We start from the raw sequence: 20384 nt of genomic DNA, 5'->3' as shown, positions 1-20384 counted from the left end.
CCACGCAAGCTATGCCAAATTTCTGCTGATTCATAACCATAGCGACGAACCAAGTTTACTGATTCATTGTAATCGCCCTGCTTCGCCACGCTATTAAGGTTGTAATAGTAATCACGAGCCAACTGGCGAGCCTCTGGCGAAGAGAAATAAAATTGGCCAATACGCGAATATAAACCTTTAAAGCCGTTAAGCACTAGCACATAGATGGGGTTACCCGACGCCATCGCAAGATCATGATTTAACTGATAATCAAAGTCTGCGAAACGCTCGGCATCGTCAGCAAGCTCATCATTCTTAGACAATAGCTCAACTACCTTTTCAGGGTTGTGACGGATCGCAGCTCGAATATAAATCGCGCTAATATTAGTGCGAGCCGACAACAATTGGTCGACCAGTTCTGGCATACCATCTTCGTCTAAACGAGCTAGCGTCTCTAAAATATTAAGCCCAGACGTCTCCCAGAAGTTATTCACCTTGGTTGGCTTGCCATGCTGGATTGTAAGCCAACCATCTCGCGCTAAGCGCTGTAATACTTCCCGTAGCGTCGTACGAGTCACACCAATGAGCTCGGACAGTTCACGCTCTGCAGGAAGGATCGTACCTGGAGCAAAATGACCGTTCCAGATTGATTTAACGATATATTCCTCGGCAAAACCTGCCGGACTCTTTGCTTTAATGATCATTGTTACGCCTGTTTCATTATCAATCGTGTGATTCTACCAGTGTTATATGAGGTCGGACAAGCAAACTGATTGTTATCGACAAGCCATTTACTTTTCGGCTATGTTATAGCGCTTAGATTCAGACACGGATATATCAAATCATGCAAATATACCTTTGGCCAAGTCAACGCAGCGCTTGGTTAGCGCTATTTATCATCTGTTTATCGCTATTGGCTGCTGCCGCGTACTTTCAGTACGGTCTCGGACTTGAACCCTGCGTAAAGTGTGTATATCAACGTATGGCAGTGATAGGCATTGCGTTGTTTGCTTTGCTTGGCTATTTGGGTGCGACACGTCCATTCATACGCTTAGTAGCACTCGCTGGCGTACTTTATTCCGCGCTCGAGGGCTTATTCATCGCTTATGACCACTGGGACCTGCAAACGTCGAAAAATGCTTTCTTTGCAGTCTGTGAAAGTAACCCGAATTTTCCATCTTGGGCTCCACTGCATGAATGGCTACCTAGCTATTTTGCAGCCCCAGGACTCTGTGGTGACATTGACTGGTCGTTTTTAGGTGTCACCATGCCGGCATGGATGACCTTTATCTTTGCAGGAGTAACGATTACTGTTGTGATCGCCAGCCTAAGCCACATTATTTATAAACTACGCTAAAGCGGCCAGGTCACAATACGATCTTCTAACTCACCTCTAAATTCCGCTTCAGTGATACAATGGCCGGCTACATGGTAGCCGGCTTTTTTCATCGCTTGCTGACTTCCATGGTGTCGTAATGGATGCCAGTCAGGAATCGGTTGCCCTTGTGCTCTGAGCCGATACGCACAAGTTTTAGGCATGAAATAAACTGCATCGAGATTTTCGAGTGTCAGTTGAACACAACTGGGGACCCGCTGAGTACGGTTTTCATAGTCACTGCACACCGCATTGTCAGTATCCAATAATCGACACGCGACATCGGTTTGATACAGGTTATCCTCTTCATCTAATAGTTGGTTTAGACAACATTGCCCACAACCATCGCAAAGGGCTTCCCATTCGCGATGATTGAGCGCATGAAGCGGTTTATCATACCAATTCATCGAGGAAAACGGATACGATCAGAAAGGTAGCCGACTGCAGCAACGAAGTAATGTGAGCGATTCCAACGCATCAGCGCATCGTAGTTTGCATAGGCAAGATACACTCGACCTTCCTTATCATCAGGAATTACAACCGAAGCTTCAATATCATCTCGTTGCGGTAACGGGCTTCCGTCCATGCGCGTAATACCAAGCTTTTGCCATTCGGCGAGTCCCTTTTTGGTATCTAGCCCCGCTAACGATGTATCAAACTGTTCAGGTAACTGCACTTGGCGTCCCCACGTCACATCATCTCGCCAACCCACAGAACTCAAGTAGTTTGCGGCTGACGCAAATACATCGCCGTAGCTGTTCCATATATCCTTTTTACCATCACCGTCGTAATCGACCGCATAACTCATAAACGAGCTTGGCATAAATTGCGTCTGACCCATGGCGCCCGCCCATGAACCTTTCATTTGCTCAGGGTCGATATGACCGTCTTGAATAATAGTCAGCGCTTGCCAGAGTTGTTTCTTAAAGAAGGCTTCACGTCGACCATCAAACGCTAAAGTTGTTAATGCTGAAACAACATCAAATCCGCCGGTGTAAGAACCAAAGTTGGTCTCTATACCCCACAATGCAACTATAAATCGTGGTTGTACACCATATTTCTTTCCTATCTCATCGAGTAGCGCTTTATGCTCCTGATACTTTTCAAGCGCTTTTTGAGCTTTCCAATCAGGTACTGCTCTGGGAAGGTAAGTATCTAAAGTAAGTTTGAACTCTGGCTGATTATTATCGAGCTCAACTGCACGTTGGTAATATTTTACCTTGGCAAACGCGCGATCCAGCGTATCTTTCGTGTATCCTTGCTCAAGCGCCTCAGAGCGCAACTTATCAACATAAGTTTGAAACTTCTGCTCGGTACTTTCGCTTTGCTCGCTCATCGAACTCTGCTCAGACTGAGAGGCGTTTACAGGGCCGGTAAATCCCACTGTCGACGCACTTACGATAAGCGCCAAAGTGCTCAGGGTTAACTTTTTCATAGCATTGACTCCTTTTGTGGCGGAAGTTGCAAATAATAGCCAGGTTCCACCAAGTGCTGTTTTAATTCTTCTACGCTAATCCGAGCAAGTTGGTCGCGTTTGTCTAAATTTATTGTCATTATTTTTTGCGGAGTGCCAAAGTGGCTTACTAGCGCTTCTGGCAACTCATCAAATTCACTTCCCAACGGGAGGTATAGATAGGTATCGCTTTTTTTCGAGCTTTTAAATACGTCGCACAGCATGGTCTTAAACTCGCGTTAAATATATTCTTTTAATTCAGATTCTAGCGCTCTCCAGCGCCAGCCCTGTTGCAAATCAGGTCTGGGCAATTCAGCACGGTGGTCATCACTAAACTGCCAGTGATACATCAAAAAGTCATTAATTTGTTTGCGCGAAGTTACCAATGCCGTATCAATACCGAGCAACGAAGCCAAGCCCTGTGCTGCTTTCTTAATACCACTAAACGCCATCTTATAGTTTGGCATGTCGTCGAGTCTTTGCAAAGTTTGCGGCCATTGCGATGGATCCACAGCAAGTGCTAAACCAATCTGCTCAATTATTGCTTCGCCCGAATATTTGCGCGTCATCGGAGCTAAATCTTTAATCTTGTACAGGTCAGACTTAGACTGCGGCATTTTTCTCGCTAACTCCAATAACACGCCGTCCTTAAAAATAAAGCCCAGAGGCATATTTTCACTCATAGCCTTATCCAGACGCCAAGCAGCGAGTGCTTTCATCACTTGTAATTGCTTTTGGTTAAGTTGCCAAGCGTTCCCAACGAACAAATAAAGTAAATGTCTTGGAATAACTTGCGTGCGTTTACTGACCTGCAGTTGACTTTCCTCAACGACAATATCTGCCACATGAGCTTGTGCGACCTGTTCAACTAACCAAGGATACATGCTATTTAGATAGCTCACATCGGCAGCTGCGTAAGTCAGTTGCTCTTCGCTGAGCGGACGCTTTAACCAATCCGTACGTGACTGGCTTTTATCTAGGGTTACACCATCAAATAATTGCTCAACTAGGCTGGCGTAGCCAAGCGACGACCCCATGCCAATAAATCCCGCCGCAATTTGCGTATCAAATACGGCACGCGGTTTCTGTCCATTTGACTGATGGTAAAACAACTCAATGTCTTCGCCACCAGCATGCAAAACCGTAACGACGTCGGGATCGGCTATCAATTGCCAAAGTGCTGTTAAATCAATATCAATGAGTGGATCGATAATAAATGTCTCACCATCGACATTCAGCTGCACGAGCCCCAAATTGGCAAAGTAAGTCTTTCTTCTAACAAATTCAGTATCAATAGCAAATGAGCCCGCTAAGCGGGCTCTTTGACAAAATTCAGTCAGCATCTCAAGGCTACTGATATAACGATATCCACTCTGTGGCTGTATTAACTTAGTCAATCTTTTTTCTCGTCTCTTAGCTCTTTACGCAAGATTTTACCTACGTTTGATTTGGGGAGTTCATCACGAAACTCGACTAACTTAGGTACTTTATACCCCGTTAGATTTTCTCTAGAGAAATCAATAATCTCACGTTCCGTTAAGGATTTATCTTTTTTGACAATAAAGACTTTAACAACCTCACCGGAAGACTCATGTGGCACTCCAACTGCGGCCACTTCAAGCACTTTTGGATGATCGGCTAGGACATCTTCAATCTCATTAGGGTAGACATTAAAACCAGACACCAGGATCATGTCTTTCTTACGATCAACAATCTTAAAGTACCCGCGTTCATCACAGGTTGCCATGTCGCCAGTCGCAAACCAGCCCTCTTTAATCGATTCAGCCGTGGCGTCAGGACGATTTAGATAACCAACCATCACTTGTGGGCCTTTCACGTAAAGTTCACCCGCATCCCCTAAGGCAACTTCCTCGCCACTTTCCGGGTCACAAATTTTAACGTCGGTACTTGGTACAGGTAAGCCGATACTGCCCGTATAATGCTCGATATCGTAAGGGTTGACTGTAACCACAGGTGCACACTCGGTTAAACCGTAGCCTTCTAGCAAGCGAGATTTCGTGACACGTTCCCAATGTTCCGCGACTGATTTTTGCACCGCCATCCCGCCACCAAGAGACACCTTTAGGTTAGAGAAATCGAGATCTTTGAAGCCCTTGGTATTCAATAGTCCATTAAACAACGTATTAACACCCGAGATCATTGAAAACTTAACTTTACCAAGCTCTTTTACAAATCCAGGCATATCACGCGGATTGGTGATTAAAATATTGCGCCCACCGTGCTTAATGAACGTCAAGCAGTTCGCTGTTAGAGCGAAAATATGATACAGCGGTAAGGCGGTAATAATGATTTCTTCACCATCAGACATGATGGGTGTAATGACCGATGAAACCTGCTCTAAATTGGCGACCATGTTGCGATGAGATAACATGGCACCTTTCGCAACGCCCGTTGTGCCGCCTGTATATTGCAAGAATGCGATGTCGTCGCCCGTTAAACCAGGTCGCTGATATGCTTTTTGCTTACCTTTATTGAGCGCCACATTAAAATCGATACGTTGACTGATTGAATGGCTTGGTACCATACGTTTCACGTACTTAACCACGAAATTTACCAACCAACGTTTAGGAGCGGGCAGTAAATCACCAATTTGTGTCGTAATGACTTTTTCTAGTTGTACATCTTTTGCAATCTTCTCATAAGTATTGGCAAAGTTTTCCAGAATCACGAGCGCTTTCGATTGCGAATCGGTCAGTTGGTGTTTTAATTCTCGCGGTGTGTACAAGGGGTTGACGTTAACGACGGTCATACCCGCCGCTAATACCCCGAACAGCGCAACCGGATACTGCAAAAGATTTGGCATCATAATCGCAACTGCATCGCCTTTTTGTAGCCCAATACTCTGCAAATAGGCAGCAAATTGCTTTGCCTTTTCACCCAGCTCGGCAAACGACATTTCGCAATCCATATTAACGAATGCGGTTTTATCACCATACCTCTCAATACTCTCTTCGAGAATCTCGAGCAAAGACGTATAGTGGTCGGGATCAATCGTATCTGGCACTCCCGCTGGGTAATGTTTAAGCCAAATCTTTTCCATACTAGGCTCCAAAATTTATTGCTTTAATTATTATGTATCGTTCACGTCAACGTGAGCTTATCCGAACAGTTTATCTCAATCTCGCCCTTCGGCACAATCTAAGATGATGACACTTCACGGACAATGCCCGCAATATCACTCGGACTTTGCATATGAACATGATGCCCACCACCCAACTCAAGCACGCGTAATTGCGGAACACAGTCTTGCCATCGTGCCAAGGCGTTATCCAGTTGAGCGTAACCATCACGCCCTTTTACTAATACCACGGGCACGCGTAACTGGTTCAAAATTTGTTCAACGGCTTGTGAGGACAACCGATAGGGCGATGTAGACCGAACTTTGGGATCGGCGCGCCAATACCAGTGTCCATCAGCCATTAACTTAATGCCACGCTCAACGATAATTTCGACTAACGCGTCACTAAAATCGGCTGTCTTGGCACGTGCCGCGACTGCTTGTGACTTATCGGTGTATGGACGCCACTGTGCCATCTGCGACTTCTTTCGCGACTGAAAGCCTGCTAACAGCTGCTGGTGAGCGTTCTCCTCGTCACTGGTGAGCAAACCAAAGGCCTCAATCAACACCAAGTGGGATACATGCTTTGGTAACAGCGTCGTAACCATATTGCCGACGAAGCCGCCCATCGAATGTCCAATAATGGTAACGCCAGACCACTCCTGTATCTTAATCAATTGCCAAATATCATAAGCATAATCAGTAAAATGATAGTAGTTACCCGTGGGGCGGTGATCCGAGTAGCCATGACCGGCCCAATCAAGCGCAATGATTCCGTCATCAGATTCATGTAGTTGCTCAATCAGCGGAAGAAATGAGTGACAATTATCCAGCCAACCATGCAACAGGATATAGCGAGGTTTATCGACATTGCCCCAACCGAGACCTCTGAGGCAGCCCCAGTCAAGAGCGTACTCAAGAGGCTGAGCACGCTCAATTAGTGATTGATACAACACGCTACTGATTGCTAGTCGCGTTAGGTTTTTCTTCCTGAACCCTTACGCGCGTCGGGTACCGATAATAGTAAGGGCGATAAGGGTAAGGGGCATAAAAATTGTGTCTAAACCACAACGGTGAATAGTCAATCCCCGAGTCAGCACGGTCGACTTCTTTCGGCCACAAATAATAGCCCGATGTCTCAATAACGGGGTATACGTAGTTATAGTCGCCTATCTTACCTTCTTGTGCTTCACCGACCTTCCCTAACACAGTCAGACTACGGCCTTGTTGATAGACTTGAGGGTCGACGAAGCCATTAATAACAGCGAGAAAACGCCCTTCTGTGTCATCACTCACCAACGGACGCCCCCAACTTTTCAATGGGAAATGAACCATCTCGATAATCGTGTAGCCTTCATCATTGCGAACATCGGCAATAATTCCACCCCAGCGCGCCGCTTGTCCAACGGTTGCTTCGGTATTGTTTTTCACTTGTGAATAGGATACTAAGGCATCTTCATCTTGCGTTGCGATAGCATCTGGGAATGTACTACAGCCCGCTAACAATAGCGCACCAAGTGCTAAACTCGCGATACGTAACATAGCGCCTCCTCAGGCATACAGATCCAAACTGAACATTGACTCAACTTGCTCTCGTTTCTCGTTAAGCGCGACAGTTTGATAGGCCGATAGTGCTTTTTGTGCAGACTGCGATGGTTGGTCATACACAATGTTCAAATCCTTCCAACGTTGCGCCTGATCAGAGCTTTGCTGTCGACTCGGAATTTCAATCGAAGCGCGAGCCGATTGCGGTTCACTCTCTCCAGCCACGCGATCTCTCGGATCAGGCACGACCCGACGTGCCGGTGACAAATTACCTTGCACACCATTAACATGACTTGACGAAACAGGATTCAACGCTTGCTCCTTTCATTAGTTTGACCTGAGTTATTATGGCGAGTTCCAAAATAATCTACAAGTTAACGACCTGGCAACTTTTTCCAAGTTACCTCATTACGGACGTAAAGTGGCTCCAGTTCATCTGCAGCAACAGCCGGCTCATTATAGAGCTGTGCCCAACGTAACATCGCTTCGGCGGTCGGAAGCACACAATTAAGCGACTGCGGGGTTACCGCGACTGTCGCAGCTAATTGCTCACGATAGGTCTCCCATCCCGTCCCCACATAACCAATTGACTCCGACGCTTGATATCCATGGCGCTCTAACTCAGCTGCCAAATTCAACTGCTCCGGCTTGTCCACTTTTGCGGTAGCACACGCCTGAAGATGCCCATCACGGTGCTGATACACACGCCAATAGACTTCGCCCATTCGCGCATCAATAGCACTAATAATCCAGTCTGTTACTCTATTTTGCGAGCCCTCAAGAGCCATAGCATCAAGACTACTGACACCATTTACTTTTAAGCTTGCACCAAATGCCAAACCTTGTGCAATCGAAACACCGATTCTAACGCCTGTAAAACTACCTGGACCGATGCCAACGATCAGCCCATCAACATCAGACAACTTAATATCGGCTTCTTCTAACACAGCTTGAACAAAAGGTAACAAACGCTGTGAGTGCTCGCGTGGACTCTCCATTTCGCGGCTAATGACCGTATTATCAACCTGAAGTGCGACCGAGCAGTTCTCCGTCGATGTATCAATGGCTAGCAAGGTTGGTTTCATTATATGTATCCTTTAAAAACAGCATTGCCCGGCTCAGATCACGTGTGCGAGCCATAGGCGGTAAACTTTTGATAAAGCGTGCACCATACTGGCGCGTGACAAGTCGGTCATCACAGACAATCAATACCCCTGAGTCGCGCTGATCGCGTATCAAACGCCCTGCTCCTTGCTTCAGCGCGATAATGGCTTCGGGTAGCTGAATAGTATGGAAGGCATCCACGCCCCGTAACTTAGCGTCCTCTACCCGTGCATTCAGCAATGGGTCGTCGGGCGAAGCAAACGGTAACTTATCAATAATGACACAACGCAACGCAGCGCCACGCACATCGACGCCCTCCCAGAACGACGAAGTGCCTAGTAAAACGGCATTACCTGCATCAGTAAACTTTTGCAAAATACTGCGTTTACTGCCCTCACCTTGAACCAATACGGGCCTATCTAGTTTTTCGTCCAATAAACTGGCGACGCGCTTTAACATGCTGTGACTGGTAAATAATAAGAACGTGCCGCCTTGGTTGGCCTCGATACACTGTTGCGCCAGCTGCGCGAGTCGCTGATCGCGATTAAATTGGTTCGCAGGTGGCAGATAGCGCGGCAGACACAGCATCGCTTGATTCTCGAAGTCAAACGGACTCGCTAATACGAGCGTTTCGGCATCCCATAGCCCGAGCCGATTAACAAAGTAGTCAAACTTTTCGTTGACTGAGAGCGTTGCCGAAGTAAACACCCAACCTCGGTCACTGTGCTTGACCAAATTGCCAAAACGCTTGGCGACGCTCAGTGGCGTTTGGTGCAGAACAATATGACGCACCGTTGTCTCATACCAAAAACTATACCCCGTCTGATCCGTTTGCATCAACTGTTGCCACAAATCATAGGCTTCCTCTGTACGCTCAATGAGACTATCCATTTCTTTATGACGCCCACGCGCTGTTTTGATGACATCGATAAATAAAGTGAGCTTCTCTGCGACACGGCTACACACCTCAATCATGGCAGAGTCATCGCGTTTATCACGCCAATTGCCTCGGCTCGGATCGGATGGAAACTGTAACCGCCAATCCCGCACTACCTGTGTCAGAATACGGGCCATTTGTGCCGCTTGAGAGAGGTCTTTTAGCTCTGTTAAACACAACCGCTGAACCTCGTCAGCAATTTCTATCAGTTGTCGTGAAGACAATGAGTCACCAAAATATTGACTTGCGATATCTGGTACTTGGTGTGCTTCGTCAAACACCACCGTGTCTGACTCGGGTATGATTTCGCCGAACCCCGTATCTTTGATCGCCAGGTCCGCAAAAAATAAATGATGATTGACCACCACGACATCAGCTTGTTTGGCTTCATCACGCGCTTTCACTAAGTAGCAGTCATCGTAATTCGGGCACTCGCGACCTAAACAATTGTCTTTGGTGCTAGTCACTAAGGCAGTCAACTGAGGATCATCCTGCAGTACCACCAACTCACCAATATCGCCATCCCGGGTCTGAGTTGACCAACGTTTCACTTTAACCAGCTTGGTTTGTGTTTCACTGTTAAACTGACCAGCTTGCAATTGTGCCTGCTCAAGACGATGGGTGCACAGATAATTTGAACGCCCTTTTAATAAAGCGATGACCTTTTCTGGCGCCAGCGCGGCCCGTAAAGTGGGCAAATCTCGATGATAAAGCTGTTCCTGTAGTGCTTTGGTACCCGTGGAGATAATCGCCTTACCTTTGGCTTGAAGCACAGGCGCTAAGTATGCAAAGGTTTTACCGGTACCGGTCTCGGCTTCGACAACCAAAGTACCTTTTTTACGAATGGATTTTTCAATAGCCTGGGCCATGGTAAGCTGAGCATCGCGCGGCTGAAAGCCTTCTATCGCCTTTGCCAGTTGACCCTCGGGCGTAAAAACAGCTGCCACTTTGCTCATTAAATGCCCACACCTAATTCTAATATCGACCGATTAAAGCGCTATAGTATGACATAGTTGCCAGCTCGCTGTTAATCATAAATCCTCTGTCGTCGCGTAGGTTTCCGCTCAATTATTGCGTCCCGATCATGCGCTAAGCGTACGTGTCGATATGACCATCGCTACTTTGCTCATCATCGTCATTGTCTTGCGCGCTACTCTGTTCACCCTCATGATGCTGTGCCGCCTGTTGCTGTCCATGCTCGGCGTCGCGATCGCCGACACTATTTTCCTGTTCCTCCTCGACCTCAGCCAGTTTCTGTGCTTTTTCTACCTGTTCAACTTTCAATTGTTCTTCATTGTGAGTTACAGGGATACGCGAATCTTTTGGTATTAAAGGGATCATTGCGTCGAAATTGACCATTGTGGCGGTCTCCAGTGGTTGTTCATCATGAGTTTAGACTATTGTCGACCAATTTTTATACGTCAATAGAGTTGCGTTCAGTGCTTTTTTTATTTATAGTACTATACAACTTAGCAGTTACATCCATTTTTTTAAGGAAGCGAACAAATGAACCTTAGCCAGCACCACCATCATCACCATTGGAAATTACTGGGCTAGCTACGTTTATTATTCAGGCTAGTCCATATTTTGACTAGCCTTTCGCATGACTATACAACCCTTCGAAAGGCAACTTTCGAAGGGTTTTTTTATTATCAGGAGTAGATCAATGAGTGAACGACTTACTATTGCGATTCAAAAGTCAGGCCGTTTAAGCAAGGAGTCTTTATCTTTGCTTAATGCATGCGGTGTCAAATTCAGCATTAATGAAGCACGCCTTATCGCCCACAGTACCAGCCACCCTATTGATTTACTCAGAGTACGCGACGATGACATTCCAGGCCTAGTTATGGATGGCGTCGTCGACCTCGGTTTAGTGGGTGAAAACGTATTAGAAGAGGTCGCGCTTGAGCGCTCCGCGGTCAATGAAAATGCAGAGTATAAGGCTCTACGTAGCCTTGACTTTGGCGGTTGCCGCCTGTCCATTGCGGTGCCACGCGAAAGCGACTACAACTCTATCGACGATCTGCAAGGTAAGCGTATCGCAAGTACTTACCCGTACCTACTGCAACGCTACCTAAAAAATAACGGCATTAGCGCAAAGAATGTCGTTCTAACCGGGTCAGTCGAAGTCGCGCCACGCGCTGGGCTTGCCGATGCCATTTGTGATTTAGTCTCGACCGGCGCCACATTAGAAGCTAACGGTCTCGTTGAGAAAGAAGTCATCTTTCGTTCACAGGCGCAGTTGATTCAAAACGCCAATCCATTATCCGCTGAAAAGCAGGCTATGATGGACCAGCTACTACCGCGAATTGACGGTGTGCAAATGGCGAAAGAAAGCAAATACATTATGCTGCACGCACCCAAAAACCGCCTGGATGAAGTCAACGCATTACTTCCTGGCGCCGAAACGCCTACCGTACTGCCACTGAGTCACACTGATGAGCAAGTGGCTGTGCACGTCGTGAGTACAGAAAAGCTGTTCTGGGAAACAATGGAAGATTTAAAAGACCTTGGCTGCAGCTCAATACTCGTATTACCAATTGAAAAAATGATGGGATAATCGGTATGTTAACGCGACAAAGCATTGCCATCACACAATGGTCACAGCTTAGCAATTCAGAGCGACAAGCCACGCTTGATCGCCCTGAACAGAGCCGCTCACGTGAGCTGAAAGAAACCGTGCGCTCAATCATTGAGCGCATGAAAACTGAAGGTGACGCAGCGTTACTTGACTACACCCGTCAATTTGATTGTGCAGACATCTCGCAATTGGTGTTAAACGGTGAACAGAAGCAAGCGTTACTGGCACAGGTTTCCGAGCGAGCTAAAGCGGCGATTGATAAAGCCTATGACAATATTCGTGCCTTTCACCTCGCGCAAACACCTGAAGATATTACGCTGAACACCTCACCAGGTGTGCGCTGCACACTAAAATACACGGCCCTTGAGTCGGTCGGTCTTTATATCCCTGGGGGGTCGGCGACCTTACCTTCTACCGCACTCATGTTGGGCGTACCCGCACAGATTGCAGGCTGCAAAACCCGTGTACTCGTGACGCCTCCTAATAAACAAGGTCAGATGTCACCGGAAGTCGTCTACGCTGCAGAAAAATGCGGCATCGGTACCTTAGTTATGTGTGGCGGTGCGCAGGCCATCGCAGCGTTGGCGTACGGAACCGAGTCCGTACCTAAAGTTGATAAAGTATTTGGCCCGGGCAATGCGTTTGTGACAGAAGCAAAGCAACAATTAAGTCAAAACGATAGCGGTATTAGCATTGATATGCCGGCCGGTCCTTCAGAGCTGTTAGTGCTCGCTGATGACACCGCCAATGCGCGTTTTGTCGCCGCTGATTTATTATCTCAAGCAGAGCATGGTCCAGACTCACAGGTTATTCTGGTCACACCATCAGCTGCGCTTGCCCAAGCGGTGCAAGCTGAGCTTGTTGCGCAATGTAATGCATTACCTCGCGTCGACATCGCGCGGCAAGCACTTGCTTCAAGCCGGTTAATTGTCACTAAAAACTTAGCCGAGGCGGTTGCCGTTACACAAAGTTACGCACCCGAGCACCTTGCTATACAAACCGATGCGGCAGCAGCATTGAGTGAGCAACTAACTACAGCAGGATCGATTTTTGTCGGTCACTATACCCCTGAATCGGGTGGCGACTATGCAACTGGTACAAACCACGTCTTACCGACCTATGGCTACGCTAAAAACTACAGCAGTTTAGGGCTATTAGACTTTTATCGCCGCTACACGTTGCAAGAAGTGACTCGCGATGGTTTAGCTGATCTCGCTGACAGCATTACCACGCTCGCCGAAATCGAAGGCTTAGATGCGCATAAACGCGCCGTGACCATTCGCTTAGAGGCGCAGGAGGACAACGTATGAGCTTAGCCGAACAGTTACAGCGCCCACACTTGAAAACTTTGGTGCCCTACGCATCAGCGCGACGCTCGATGAGTGGCGGTTCAGTATGGCTAAACGCCAACGAGTCACCCTACGCATACGATTACGCGCTGGATTGCTCACAGTTGAACCGGTACCCAGCGTTTCAGTCGCAGCGCCTCAATCAAGCTTACGCGGACTACGCTAATGTTCGCCTTGAACAGGTATTAAGTTGCCGCGGGTCTGACGAAGCAATCGAACTGCTTATCAAAGCGTTTTGCGAACCTAAACAAGACCGTGTGCTTATCTGCCCACCGACCTACGGTATGTATGCAATTTCTGCGCAGACGCATGGAGCTGACGTGGTCTCGGTACCCTTAACTTCGTCTTATCAACTCGATTTAGACGCTATCAAGGCGCGTAGCGCAGACGCTCGTCTCATTTTCTTGTGTTCTCCTTCCAACCCTGTCGGTAATCGGCTTGCACAAGAAGATATCGAGGCAGTGCTTAAGTTCGCGACGACCAGTCTCGTGGTCGTTGATGAGGCTTACATCGAGTTTTGTGCCGAGGCGAGTGTCGTCGATTGGTTAGCGAAATATCCTAACTTGGTGGTGTTGCGTACTTTATCAAAAGCGTTTGCGCTCGCCGGCGCACGCTGTGGTTTTGCGCTCGCCAACGAGGACGTCATTACCGTATTGCAGAAAGTACTGGCGCCTTATCCGCTGCCAGACTTGACCATTCAAATTGCTAGCCAGGCGTTATCGCCTGTGGGCATCGAACGCGTTCAAGCCGACGTAACACGCACCGTCAAACAGCGCCAGCGCATCCGCGATGAATTAGCGGAACTACCAATGGCGTTGGTTGCCGAGAGTGAAACGAACTTTTTACTGTATCGTGTTGCCGATGCCGATAGCCTCATGCAGACCATGCAGCAGAACGGTATATTAATACGTAATCAATCAGCCCAGGTTGGACTCGACAACACAGTACGCATCAGCGTCGGTAATGAACGAGAAAACACACTTGTTATTGATGCACTGAAATGCTTTTTTGGAGATACTCAATGAATCAGCAACGTTGGCTATTTATCGATCGTGACGGCACACTGGTGCTCGAACCGCCTGTCGACAAACAATTAGACAGCGTCAGTAAGCTCGAATTTGAGCCGAATGTGATCCCTGCCCTGCTTAAGTTACAGCAGGCGGGTTATCGCCTCGTCATGGTGTCCAACCAAGACGGACTGGGGACAGACAGTTTTCCACAAGCCGACTTCGACGCGCCCCATGACTTAATGATGGCTGTCTTTGCAAGTCAAGGCGTGCGCTTTGACGACGTACTGATTTGCCCACATTTTGAGGAAGACAACTGTAGTTGCCGGAAGCCAAAACTCGGCTTGGTGCAGGATTACCTACAAAAAGGCCTTATCGACTTCACCGATAGTTATGTGATTGGCGATCGCGAAACGGACATTAAACTTGCAGAGAGTATGGGTATACGCGGTATTCGATATGACCGTGCCAACCTAGATTGGAACGCTATCGTGCGCGACCTGACCCAACGCTCACGTTCTGCTAAGGTGATCCGTACCACCCATGAGACCGATATTCGTATTGCAGTTGACCTCGATAATGCAACACCGCGCTCATTTTCGACGGGTATTGGCTTCTTTGATCACATGCTAGAGCAAATTGCCACACACGCTGGCATCAGCTTAACCGTCAATGTGACAGGTGATTTACACATTGACGACCACCACACTATTGAAGATACGGCGCTGGCACTAGGTCAGGCACTACGCCAAGCCTTAGGTGACAAACGCGGTATTGGCCGTTTTGGTTTTGCATTGCCGATGGATGAGTGTCGTGCTGAGTGTCTTATCGATCTTTCAGGTCGACCTCACCTCAAGTGGCAGGCGGATTTCACGCGCGACAAAGTGGGCGAATTATCAACCGAAATGGTTGAGCACTTCTTCCGCTCGCTCACCGATGCAATGGCGATTAGCTTGCACTTGTCAACGACTGAGGGCAACACGCACCACCAGGTTGAAAGCTTGTTTAAAGTCTTTGGTCGCGCGCTGCGTCAAGCGGTAGCAAAAACGGGCGACCAACAGTTACCTTCAAGTAAAGGAATGCTCGCGTGAAAATTGTAATTGTCGATACCGAGTGTGCGAATCTCACCTCGGTAAAGTTTGCCATTGAGCGCTTAGGCTATCAGCCTGTAATTACTGACGATGAGGCGATCATCGGCGCCGCTGATCGCGTCATCTTGCCGGGTGTGGGAACAGCAGCTGCAGCGATGCGCAATCTGCACCGTAAACAGTTAATTGAACCTATTAAAGCGCTCACCCAACCCACATTGGGGATTTGTCTTGGTATGCAACTGATGACAGCGCACTCTGAGGAAGGTGACGTGGAATGCTTAGGCTTAATCCCTGCGCAAACCAAACGTATGCAGGTCGGTGACAGACCTTTGCCACATATGGGCTGGAACAACGTCCGTGCGACCAACGCCAATCCATTGCTCGATAATGACACCGATCCTTACTGTTATTTTGTGCACAGTTATGCCGTTGCAAAAGATGACTACACCATCGCCACCTGTGATTACGGTGATACGTTCGCGGCCATGATCCGCAAAGATAATTTTATCGGTGCTCAATTTCATCCTGAGCGCTCGGGTGCGGTCGGCCGTGCCATGCTTAAACGTTTCTTGGAGAACGCGTTATGATGATTCCTGCATTAGACTTGATTGAAGGCCGGGTTGTGCGCCTCTATCAAGGTGACTTTAGTCAACAAACAACGTTCGACATTGATGCTGTTGAGCAAGCGCAAAGCTACCAAGCCGCGGGGGCACAATGGCTGCACTTGGTCGATTTAGATGGTGCGAAGAATCCGCAAAATCGCCAACTCGAAACACTGCGCACAATTTGCGCGGCGACCAATTTAAACTGTCAGGCCGGCGGTGGTATTCGTAGCACTGAGGATATCGAAGAAATTCTTGCCTGTGGTATTAAACGAGTCGTCATTGGCTCAAAAGCCGTTACCGATCCGGAACAGGTCGAGACTTGGTTTAAACAATTTGGCGCTGAAAAAATCGTGCTCGCACTTGATGTCAACATTGACGCGGATGGCATTGCGCGTGTTGCGACTCATGGTTGGCAGTCATCCAGTGACGTGACGTTAGACGACATACTCAAACGTTTCTCCGCATTGGGTTGCGCCCATGTATTGTGTACCGACATCAGCCGTGACGGCACTATGCAAGGTAGTAATGTGGGACTATACGAAGCTTATAAAAAGCGTTTCCCAGCCATTCAATGGCAGGCGTCGGGCGGTGTTAATAGTCTTGAAGATATACAACGCTTGAAAGCAGCGAACTGTGACCACGTTATCTTAGGTAAGTCATTACTGACCGGTGCATTTAGTTTAGAGGAGGCGATCCAATGCTGGCAAAACGCATCATCCCCTGCTTAGATGTTCGTGACGGTCAAGTCGTCAAGGGCGTTCAATTTCGTAATCACGAACTGATCGGCGACATCTTGCCCCTAGCAAAACGCTATGCGGAAATAGGCGCTGATGAATTGGTTTTCTACGATATTACGGCATCCTCTGATGGCCGCACGGTAGACAAGAGTTGGGTTGAACGCGTCGCGCGCGAAATCGATATTCCGTTTACCGTCGCAGGTGGTATTCGTACCCTGGCTCATGGTCGTGAGCTCCTTTCCATGGGCGCCGATAAGTTATCAATTAACTCGCCTGCGCTGATGAATCCTGAGCTGATCAATGAGATGGTGGATGAGTTCGGTCAGCAATGTGTCGTCATCGGTATTGATAGCTATTTTAATGCAGACAGCGGTGAATACGAGGTGCATCAGTTTACCGGTGACGAGAGCAAATCACGTCGCTCGCAGTGGCAGACCAAAGATTGGGTCAACGAGGTCATCGCGCGAGGTGCCGGTGAGATCGTTCTCAACTGTATGAATCAAGATGGTGTAAGAAAAGGCTATGATGTCGAACAACTGGCATCAATACGCCGTCACTGTTCAGTGCCGCTGATCGCGTCTGGTGGTGCAGGTGCCATTAACCATTTTACCAATGTATTTAAACAAGCCGATGTTGATGGTGCCTTAGCCGCTTCGGTGTTTCATAAGAATATCATCGCCATGGCGGAGCTGAAGCAACAACTGATTGACGAAGGCATCGCTATTCGTCCAATCGAACAAGGAGTTTTGTAACATGCTAATTACTGAAAGCACGGTAGACCAACTTGCTTGGGAGAAAATGAATCAGCTTGTTCCCTGTATTGTACAGCATGTCCTAACCGGCGAAGTACTTATGCAAGGTTACATGAACCGCGATGCATTGCTACAAACTTTGCAAACCAAAGCAGTGACTTTTTACAGCCGCAGCAAACAGCGGCTTTGGCAAAAAGGTGAGCAGTCGGGTCATGTTTTACAGTTCACTGGCGCTTACCGCGACTGTGACAATGATTCGATTCTTGTCCAAGCAATACCGCAAGGACCGACTTGCCACTTAGGTACGCGCTCATGTTTTGCCGAAGCGCCTGCACCCTTTTTAGTGCAGTTAAACAACATCATTAAAGCGCGTCGCAGCGCCTCACCTGACGAAAGCTACACCGCAAAACTATTAAGCCAACCCATTAAGCGTATCGCTCAGAAGGTGGGTGAGGAAGGTGTAGAGGTTGCGCTTGCCGCCACTGTGCAGGATAAAGATGAATTACTTAATGAAAGTGCCGATTTACTTTATCACCTACTGGTGACTTTAGAAGCGAGTGATTTGAGCCTCGAACAAGTGCTTGAGGTACTACACCAACGCCACCGTTAAGTGGCGTTGTTCACTGTTTGCTCGAACTGCTTGCGCTCGTAATGCTTAGATACGAAGCGCAAGCGGATGGTGAGCATCACCGCGGCGACTGTTAAGCCACTAATAAAGCCAATCCAAAAGCCCGCGGCTCCCATGCGAGGCACCCACCAGTCAGTGCGTCCAAGAATGTAGCCGACTGTTAAGCCGAATGGCCAATACGAGATAAACGCCATGATCATCGGCCATTTGGTGTCTTTGTATCCCCGTAAGGTTCCCATAGCAACGGCTTGAAACGTATCCGACATCGTAAAAATCGCCGCCAATCCCATCAGCGTTGCGGCAAGATTAATAATCGCGGTATCAGGCGTATACAAGCTTGCCAGCCAAGCACCACCTAAATACATGATGATACCGTTAACCGCGGCGAATACCATGCCGAATACCATCGCAATTTTAAAACTCAGCATGGCATTTTTGGGCTCACCAGCGCCTAAAGCAAAACCCACTCGAAGTGTCACGGCCATCGAAATGCTCAATGGCACCATATATACCAACGAGCTGATGTTCAATGCAATTTGGTGAGCAGATACCACTGTTGGACCTAGTGGTGCAATCAATAACGCCACTGCGGCAAATAGGCTGACTTCAAAAAACAGTGACATCGCTATCGGAAAGCCTATTTTTATAATATACGCCACGTCATCGAACTTAGGTGGATACCAGCGTCTGAGTAGGTGAAGCTTCTTATAACGACGACTGGTGAATACATAGATCGCCATCGAAATAGCCATGCCCCAAAACACCAAAGCCGATGCTAAACCACACCCTGCACCACCGAGTTCGGGCGCGCCAAAGTGACCGTAAATAAAGATATAGTTTGCCGGAATATTAATGAGTAACCCAATAAAGCCAATCACTAAGGATGGCATAGTATTGGATAATCCCTCACAGAAGTTTCTTAAAATCACATAAATAACAAAACCGGGTACACCCCACGCAATGTAATTAACGTAATCTAGCGTCACTTGCCGGAAGCGATCCTCCACCTCCATCCAGTCAAGAATGTAGGGCGAAAACTGCAAGACCACCAAAGCTAACACGCCAAAAATAGCACACGCATACAACCCTTGCTGTAGCATGTTCGCCATGCGGCGATACTTCTTTGAGCCGTCAAAGTGCGAAACGATAGGCGCCAACGCGAGTGCAATACCAAACATCAACAAAGTGACCGGTACAAAAATACTGCCACCCACCGAAACGGCTGCCAAATCCACCGCATCTTTACGCCCTGCCATCACTGTATCGACTACGCTCATGAGCATCTGCGTCAGTTGCGCGACTAATATCGGGCCGGTCAGTTTAGCGAGCTTTCTAATTTCGTGCGTGTGTTTGGCCATGACTTACAACATCCTAAATAAAGTCAAGAATAAGTGGGTTAACCTCAGCCGGATGCGTAAGAGGTCCCATGTGTCCAGCTAGGACGGATTTTACAGTCACTGATGTCAGCGCCGTGGATAATGCTTTAACCACCGCTCGCGCACTGCGACGTGTGTATTCACCTTGTAAAATCAATACAGGCGCTTCAACCTGCTGATAATCTTTAAGCGTTAGTTCATCATTTAATAGTGCGTCGAAATCCAGCGCAACTTTTGCCGCTTGCGCAACCATACCTTGTTGAACACGCTCTGGCAGAGCATCGAAATAACCGGGTTGGTTCCAGTAATCAATAAAGGTGCGCGTGCATTCTACCTCATCTTTCCCGTGCATCGCATCACTCACCTGCCGAATTTCTTGCATGCCAGGAGAATCTTCCTCCAACACATGAAAACTGACTGGCTCATACACAACCACGCGCTCAATATTAAAATGTTTTTGTTGCGCCATTTTTAGCGCAACCGCCCCACCGTAAGAATGACCAATCAAAATTAGCGACTGATTACCCAAGGTTGGCTTGAGTGCTCTTTCGATGCGCGTAATTTCTTGCTGCAAGCGAAAATGCGGCGCAGACTCTACGTCAGGCGCACGTCCGTAGCCCAATAAATCGATCCCTACAACGTTATAGTCATTGCTTAACGTTTGTTGCAGTATTTTCCATTGCGCGTTAGAACTTTGCGAACTGTGAAGCAATACACAGGTGCCTTTGACTTCGCCCTGCGAGGGCAGATAAGAAATTCCGGGTGCTAACTCCTGCACGTCAATGT

At 47.8% G+C, this 20384-nt stretch carries 23 protein-coding genes; 9 read left to right on the top strand and 14 right to left on the bottom strand.

All coding sequences use genetic code 11. The features are described 5' to 3' along the window. The coding region (gene fadR / locus OS145_RS11015) for a fatty acid metabolism transcriptional regulator FadR (protein ID WP_006956528.1) at nucleotides 1–683 on the bottom strand (683 nt) is incomplete at its 3' end. A 137-nt stretch (nucleotides 684–820) separates the two neighbouring features. Between fadR and dsbB the strand changes: the two genes are divergently transcribed. Continuing rightward, nucleotides 821–1336 carry a disulfide bond formation protein DsbB gene (gene dsbB, locus OS145_RS11010; protein WP_050750008.1) on the top strand — a complete coding sequence of 172 codons (516 nt, stop codon included), beginning with the start codon at nucleotides 821–823 and terminating at the stop codon, nucleotides 1334–1336. On the opposite strand, the gene OS145_RS11005 is transcribed toward dsbB, so the two are convergent. The 11 genes from OS145_RS11005 to OS145_RS10955 form a co-directional block, all read right to left on the bottom strand. Continuing rightward, the gene (locus OS145_RS11005; RefSeq protein WP_006956526.1) at nucleotides 1333–1761 is read right to left on the bottom strand and encodes a YcgN family cysteine cluster protein; all 429 of its coding nucleotides are present in this window, start codon (nucleotides 1759–1761) and stop codon (nucleotides 1333–1335) included. The genes dsbB and OS145_RS11005 overlap by 4 nt on opposite strands. After that, nucleotides 1758–2789: a lytic murein transglycosylase gene (locus tag OS145_RS11000; RefSeq protein WP_006956525.1), complete on the bottom strand. Its 1032-nt coding sequence runs from the start codon at nucleotides 2787–2789 to the stop codon at nucleotides 1758–1760. Before OS145_RS11000 ends, OS145_RS11005 begins: the two co-directional genes overlap by 4 nt. After that, the gene (locus OS145_RS10995; RefSeq protein WP_006956524.1) at nucleotides 2786–3031 is read right to left on the bottom strand and encodes a YcgL domain-containing protein; all 246 of its coding nucleotides are present in this window, start codon (nucleotides 3029–3031) and stop codon (nucleotides 2786–2788) included. Before OS145_RS10995 ends, OS145_RS11000 begins: the two co-directional genes overlap by 4 nt. 15 nt (nucleotides 3032–3046) lie before the next feature. Then, a complete protein-coding gene (gene rnd, locus OS145_RS10990) occupies nucleotides 3047–4204 on the bottom strand; it encodes a ribonuclease D (protein ID WP_040488130.1) in 1158 nt (385 codons plus the stop codon). Further along, nucleotides 4201–5868, bottom strand: a complete 1668-nt coding sequence (fadD, locus tag OS145_RS10985) for a long-chain-fatty-acid--CoA ligase FadD (RefSeq protein WP_006956522.1) — start codon at nucleotides 5866–5868, stop codon at nucleotides 4201–4203. The genes rnd and fadD overlap by 4 nt, the downstream gene beginning before the upstream one ends. A 98-nt stretch (nucleotides 5869–5966) precedes the next feature. After that, complete coding sequence (locus OS145_RS10980) at nucleotides 5967–6842, bottom strand: alpha/beta fold hydrolase (protein WP_006956521.1); 876 nt, start codon at nucleotides 6840–6842, stop codon at nucleotides 5967–5969. A gap of 1 nt (nucleotide 6843) precedes the next feature. Beyond that, nucleotides 6844–7428, bottom strand: coding sequence for a Slp family lipoprotein (locus OS145_RS10975; RefSeq protein ID WP_006956520.1), 585 nt, complete (start codon nucleotides 7426–7428; stop codon nucleotides 6844–6846). 9 nt (nucleotides 7429–7437) lie between these two features. Continuing rightward, nucleotides 7438–7743 carry a hypothetical protein gene (locus tag OS145_RS10970; protein WP_006956519.1) on the bottom strand — a complete coding sequence of 102 codons (306 nt, stop codon included), beginning with the start codon at nucleotides 7741–7743 and terminating at the stop codon, nucleotides 7438–7440. A 62-nt stretch (nucleotides 7744–7805) separates the two neighbouring features. Further along, entirely contained in the window at nucleotides 7806–8516 is a 711-nt protein-coding gene (gene tsaB / locus OS145_RS10965) for a tRNA (adenosine(37)-N6)-threonylcarbamoyltransferase complex dimerization subunit type 1 TsaB (RefSeq protein WP_006956518.1), read from the bottom strand. Continuing rightward, nucleotides 8491–10428 (bottom strand): DNA repair helicase YoaA, encoded by a 1938-nt coding sequence (gene yoaA, locus OS145_RS10960; protein ID WP_006956517.1) that lies wholly within the window; start codon nucleotides 10426–10428, stop codon nucleotides 8491–8493. The genes tsaB and yoaA overlap by 26 nt, the downstream gene beginning before the upstream one ends. A 133-nt stretch (nucleotides 10429–10561) precedes the next feature. Further along, nucleotides 10562–10831 (bottom strand): hypothetical protein, encoded by a 270-nt coding sequence (locus tag OS145_RS10955; protein ID WP_006956516.1) that lies wholly within the window; start codon nucleotides 10829–10831, stop codon nucleotides 10562–10564. Between the two features lie 307 nt (nucleotides 10832–11138). On the opposite strand from OS145_RS10955, the gene hisG reads away from it, so the two are divergent. The 8 genes from hisG to hisIE are packed head-to-tail and all read left to right on the top strand — an operon-like array spanning nucleotide 11139 to nucleotide 18204. Continuing rightward, nucleotides 11139–12032, top strand: a complete 894-nt coding sequence (hisG, locus tag OS145_RS10950) for an ATP phosphoribosyltransferase (RefSeq protein ID WP_006956515.1) — start codon at nucleotides 11139–11141, stop codon at nucleotides 12030–12032. 5 nt (nucleotides 12033–12037) lie between these two features. Next, nucleotides 12038–13363 (top strand): histidinol dehydrogenase, encoded by a 1326-nt coding sequence (hisD, locus tag OS145_RS10945; RefSeq protein ID WP_006956514.1) that lies wholly within the window; start codon nucleotides 12038–12040, stop codon nucleotides 13361–13363. Further along, a complete protein-coding gene (gene hisC, locus OS145_RS10940) occupies nucleotides 13360–14427 on the top strand; it encodes a histidinol-phosphate transaminase (RefSeq protein ID WP_006956513.1) in 1068 nt (355 codons plus the stop codon). The genes hisD and hisC overlap by 4 nt, the downstream gene beginning before the upstream one ends. Then, the gene (hisB, locus tag OS145_RS10935) at nucleotides 14424–15500 is read left to right on the top strand and encodes a bifunctional histidinol-phosphatase/imidazoleglycerol-phosphate dehydratase HisB (RefSeq protein WP_006956512.1); all 1077 of its coding nucleotides are present in this window, start codon (nucleotides 14424–14426) and stop codon (nucleotides 15498–15500) included. The genes hisC and hisB overlap by 4 nt, the downstream gene beginning before the upstream one ends. Then, nucleotides 15497–16087, top strand: a complete 591-nt coding sequence (gene hisH, locus OS145_RS10930) for an imidazole glycerol phosphate synthase subunit HisH (RefSeq protein WP_006956511.1) — start codon at nucleotides 15497–15499, stop codon at nucleotides 16085–16087. The genes hisB and hisH overlap by 4 nt, the downstream gene beginning before the upstream one ends. After that, entirely contained in the window at nucleotides 16084–16833 is a 750-nt protein-coding gene (hisA, locus tag OS145_RS10925; RefSeq protein ID WP_006956510.1) for a 1-(5-phosphoribosyl)-5-[(5-phosphoribosylamino)methylideneamino]imidazole-4-carboxamide isomerase, read from the top strand. Before hisH ends, hisA begins: the two co-directional genes overlap by 4 nt. Further along, complete coding sequence (hisF, locus tag OS145_RS10920; RefSeq protein WP_006956509.1) at nucleotides 16803–17594, top strand: imidazole glycerol phosphate synthase subunit HisF; 792 nt, start codon at nucleotides 16803–16805, stop codon at nucleotides 17592–17594. Before hisA ends, hisF begins: the two co-directional genes overlap by 31 nt. Nucleotide 17595: 1 nt before the next feature. Beyond that, nucleotides 17596–18204, top strand: a complete 609-nt coding sequence (gene hisIE / locus OS145_RS10915) for a bifunctional phosphoribosyl-AMP cyclohydrolase/phosphoribosyl-ATP diphosphatase HisIE (protein ID WP_006956508.1) — start codon at nucleotides 17596–17598, stop codon at nucleotides 18202–18204. Here hisIE and OS145_RS10910 read toward each other — a convergent pair. Further along, entirely contained in the window at nucleotides 18201–19580 is a 1380-nt protein-coding gene (locus tag OS145_RS10910) for an MATE family efflux transporter (protein WP_006956507.1), read from the bottom strand. The genes hisIE and OS145_RS10910 overlap by 4 nt on opposite strands. Nucleotides 19581–19593: 13 nt before the next feature. Continuing rightward, the gene (locus OS145_RS10905; protein WP_006956506.1) at nucleotides 19594–20376 is read right to left on the bottom strand and encodes an alpha/beta fold hydrolase; all 783 of its coding nucleotides are present in this window, start codon (nucleotides 20374–20376) and stop codon (nucleotides 19594–19596) included. Nucleotides 20377–20384: the final 8 nt, after the last annotated feature.

This window comes from Idiomarina baltica OS145 (assembly GCF_000152885.1).
In the GTDB taxonomy this organism is placed as follows: Bacteria; Pseudomonadota; Gammaproteobacteria; order Enterobacterales; family Alteromonadaceae; genus Idiomarina; species Idiomarina baltica.
Note: the sequence above shows the minus strand (reverse complement) of the source record. Positions and strands in the feature narration are given on the sequence as shown.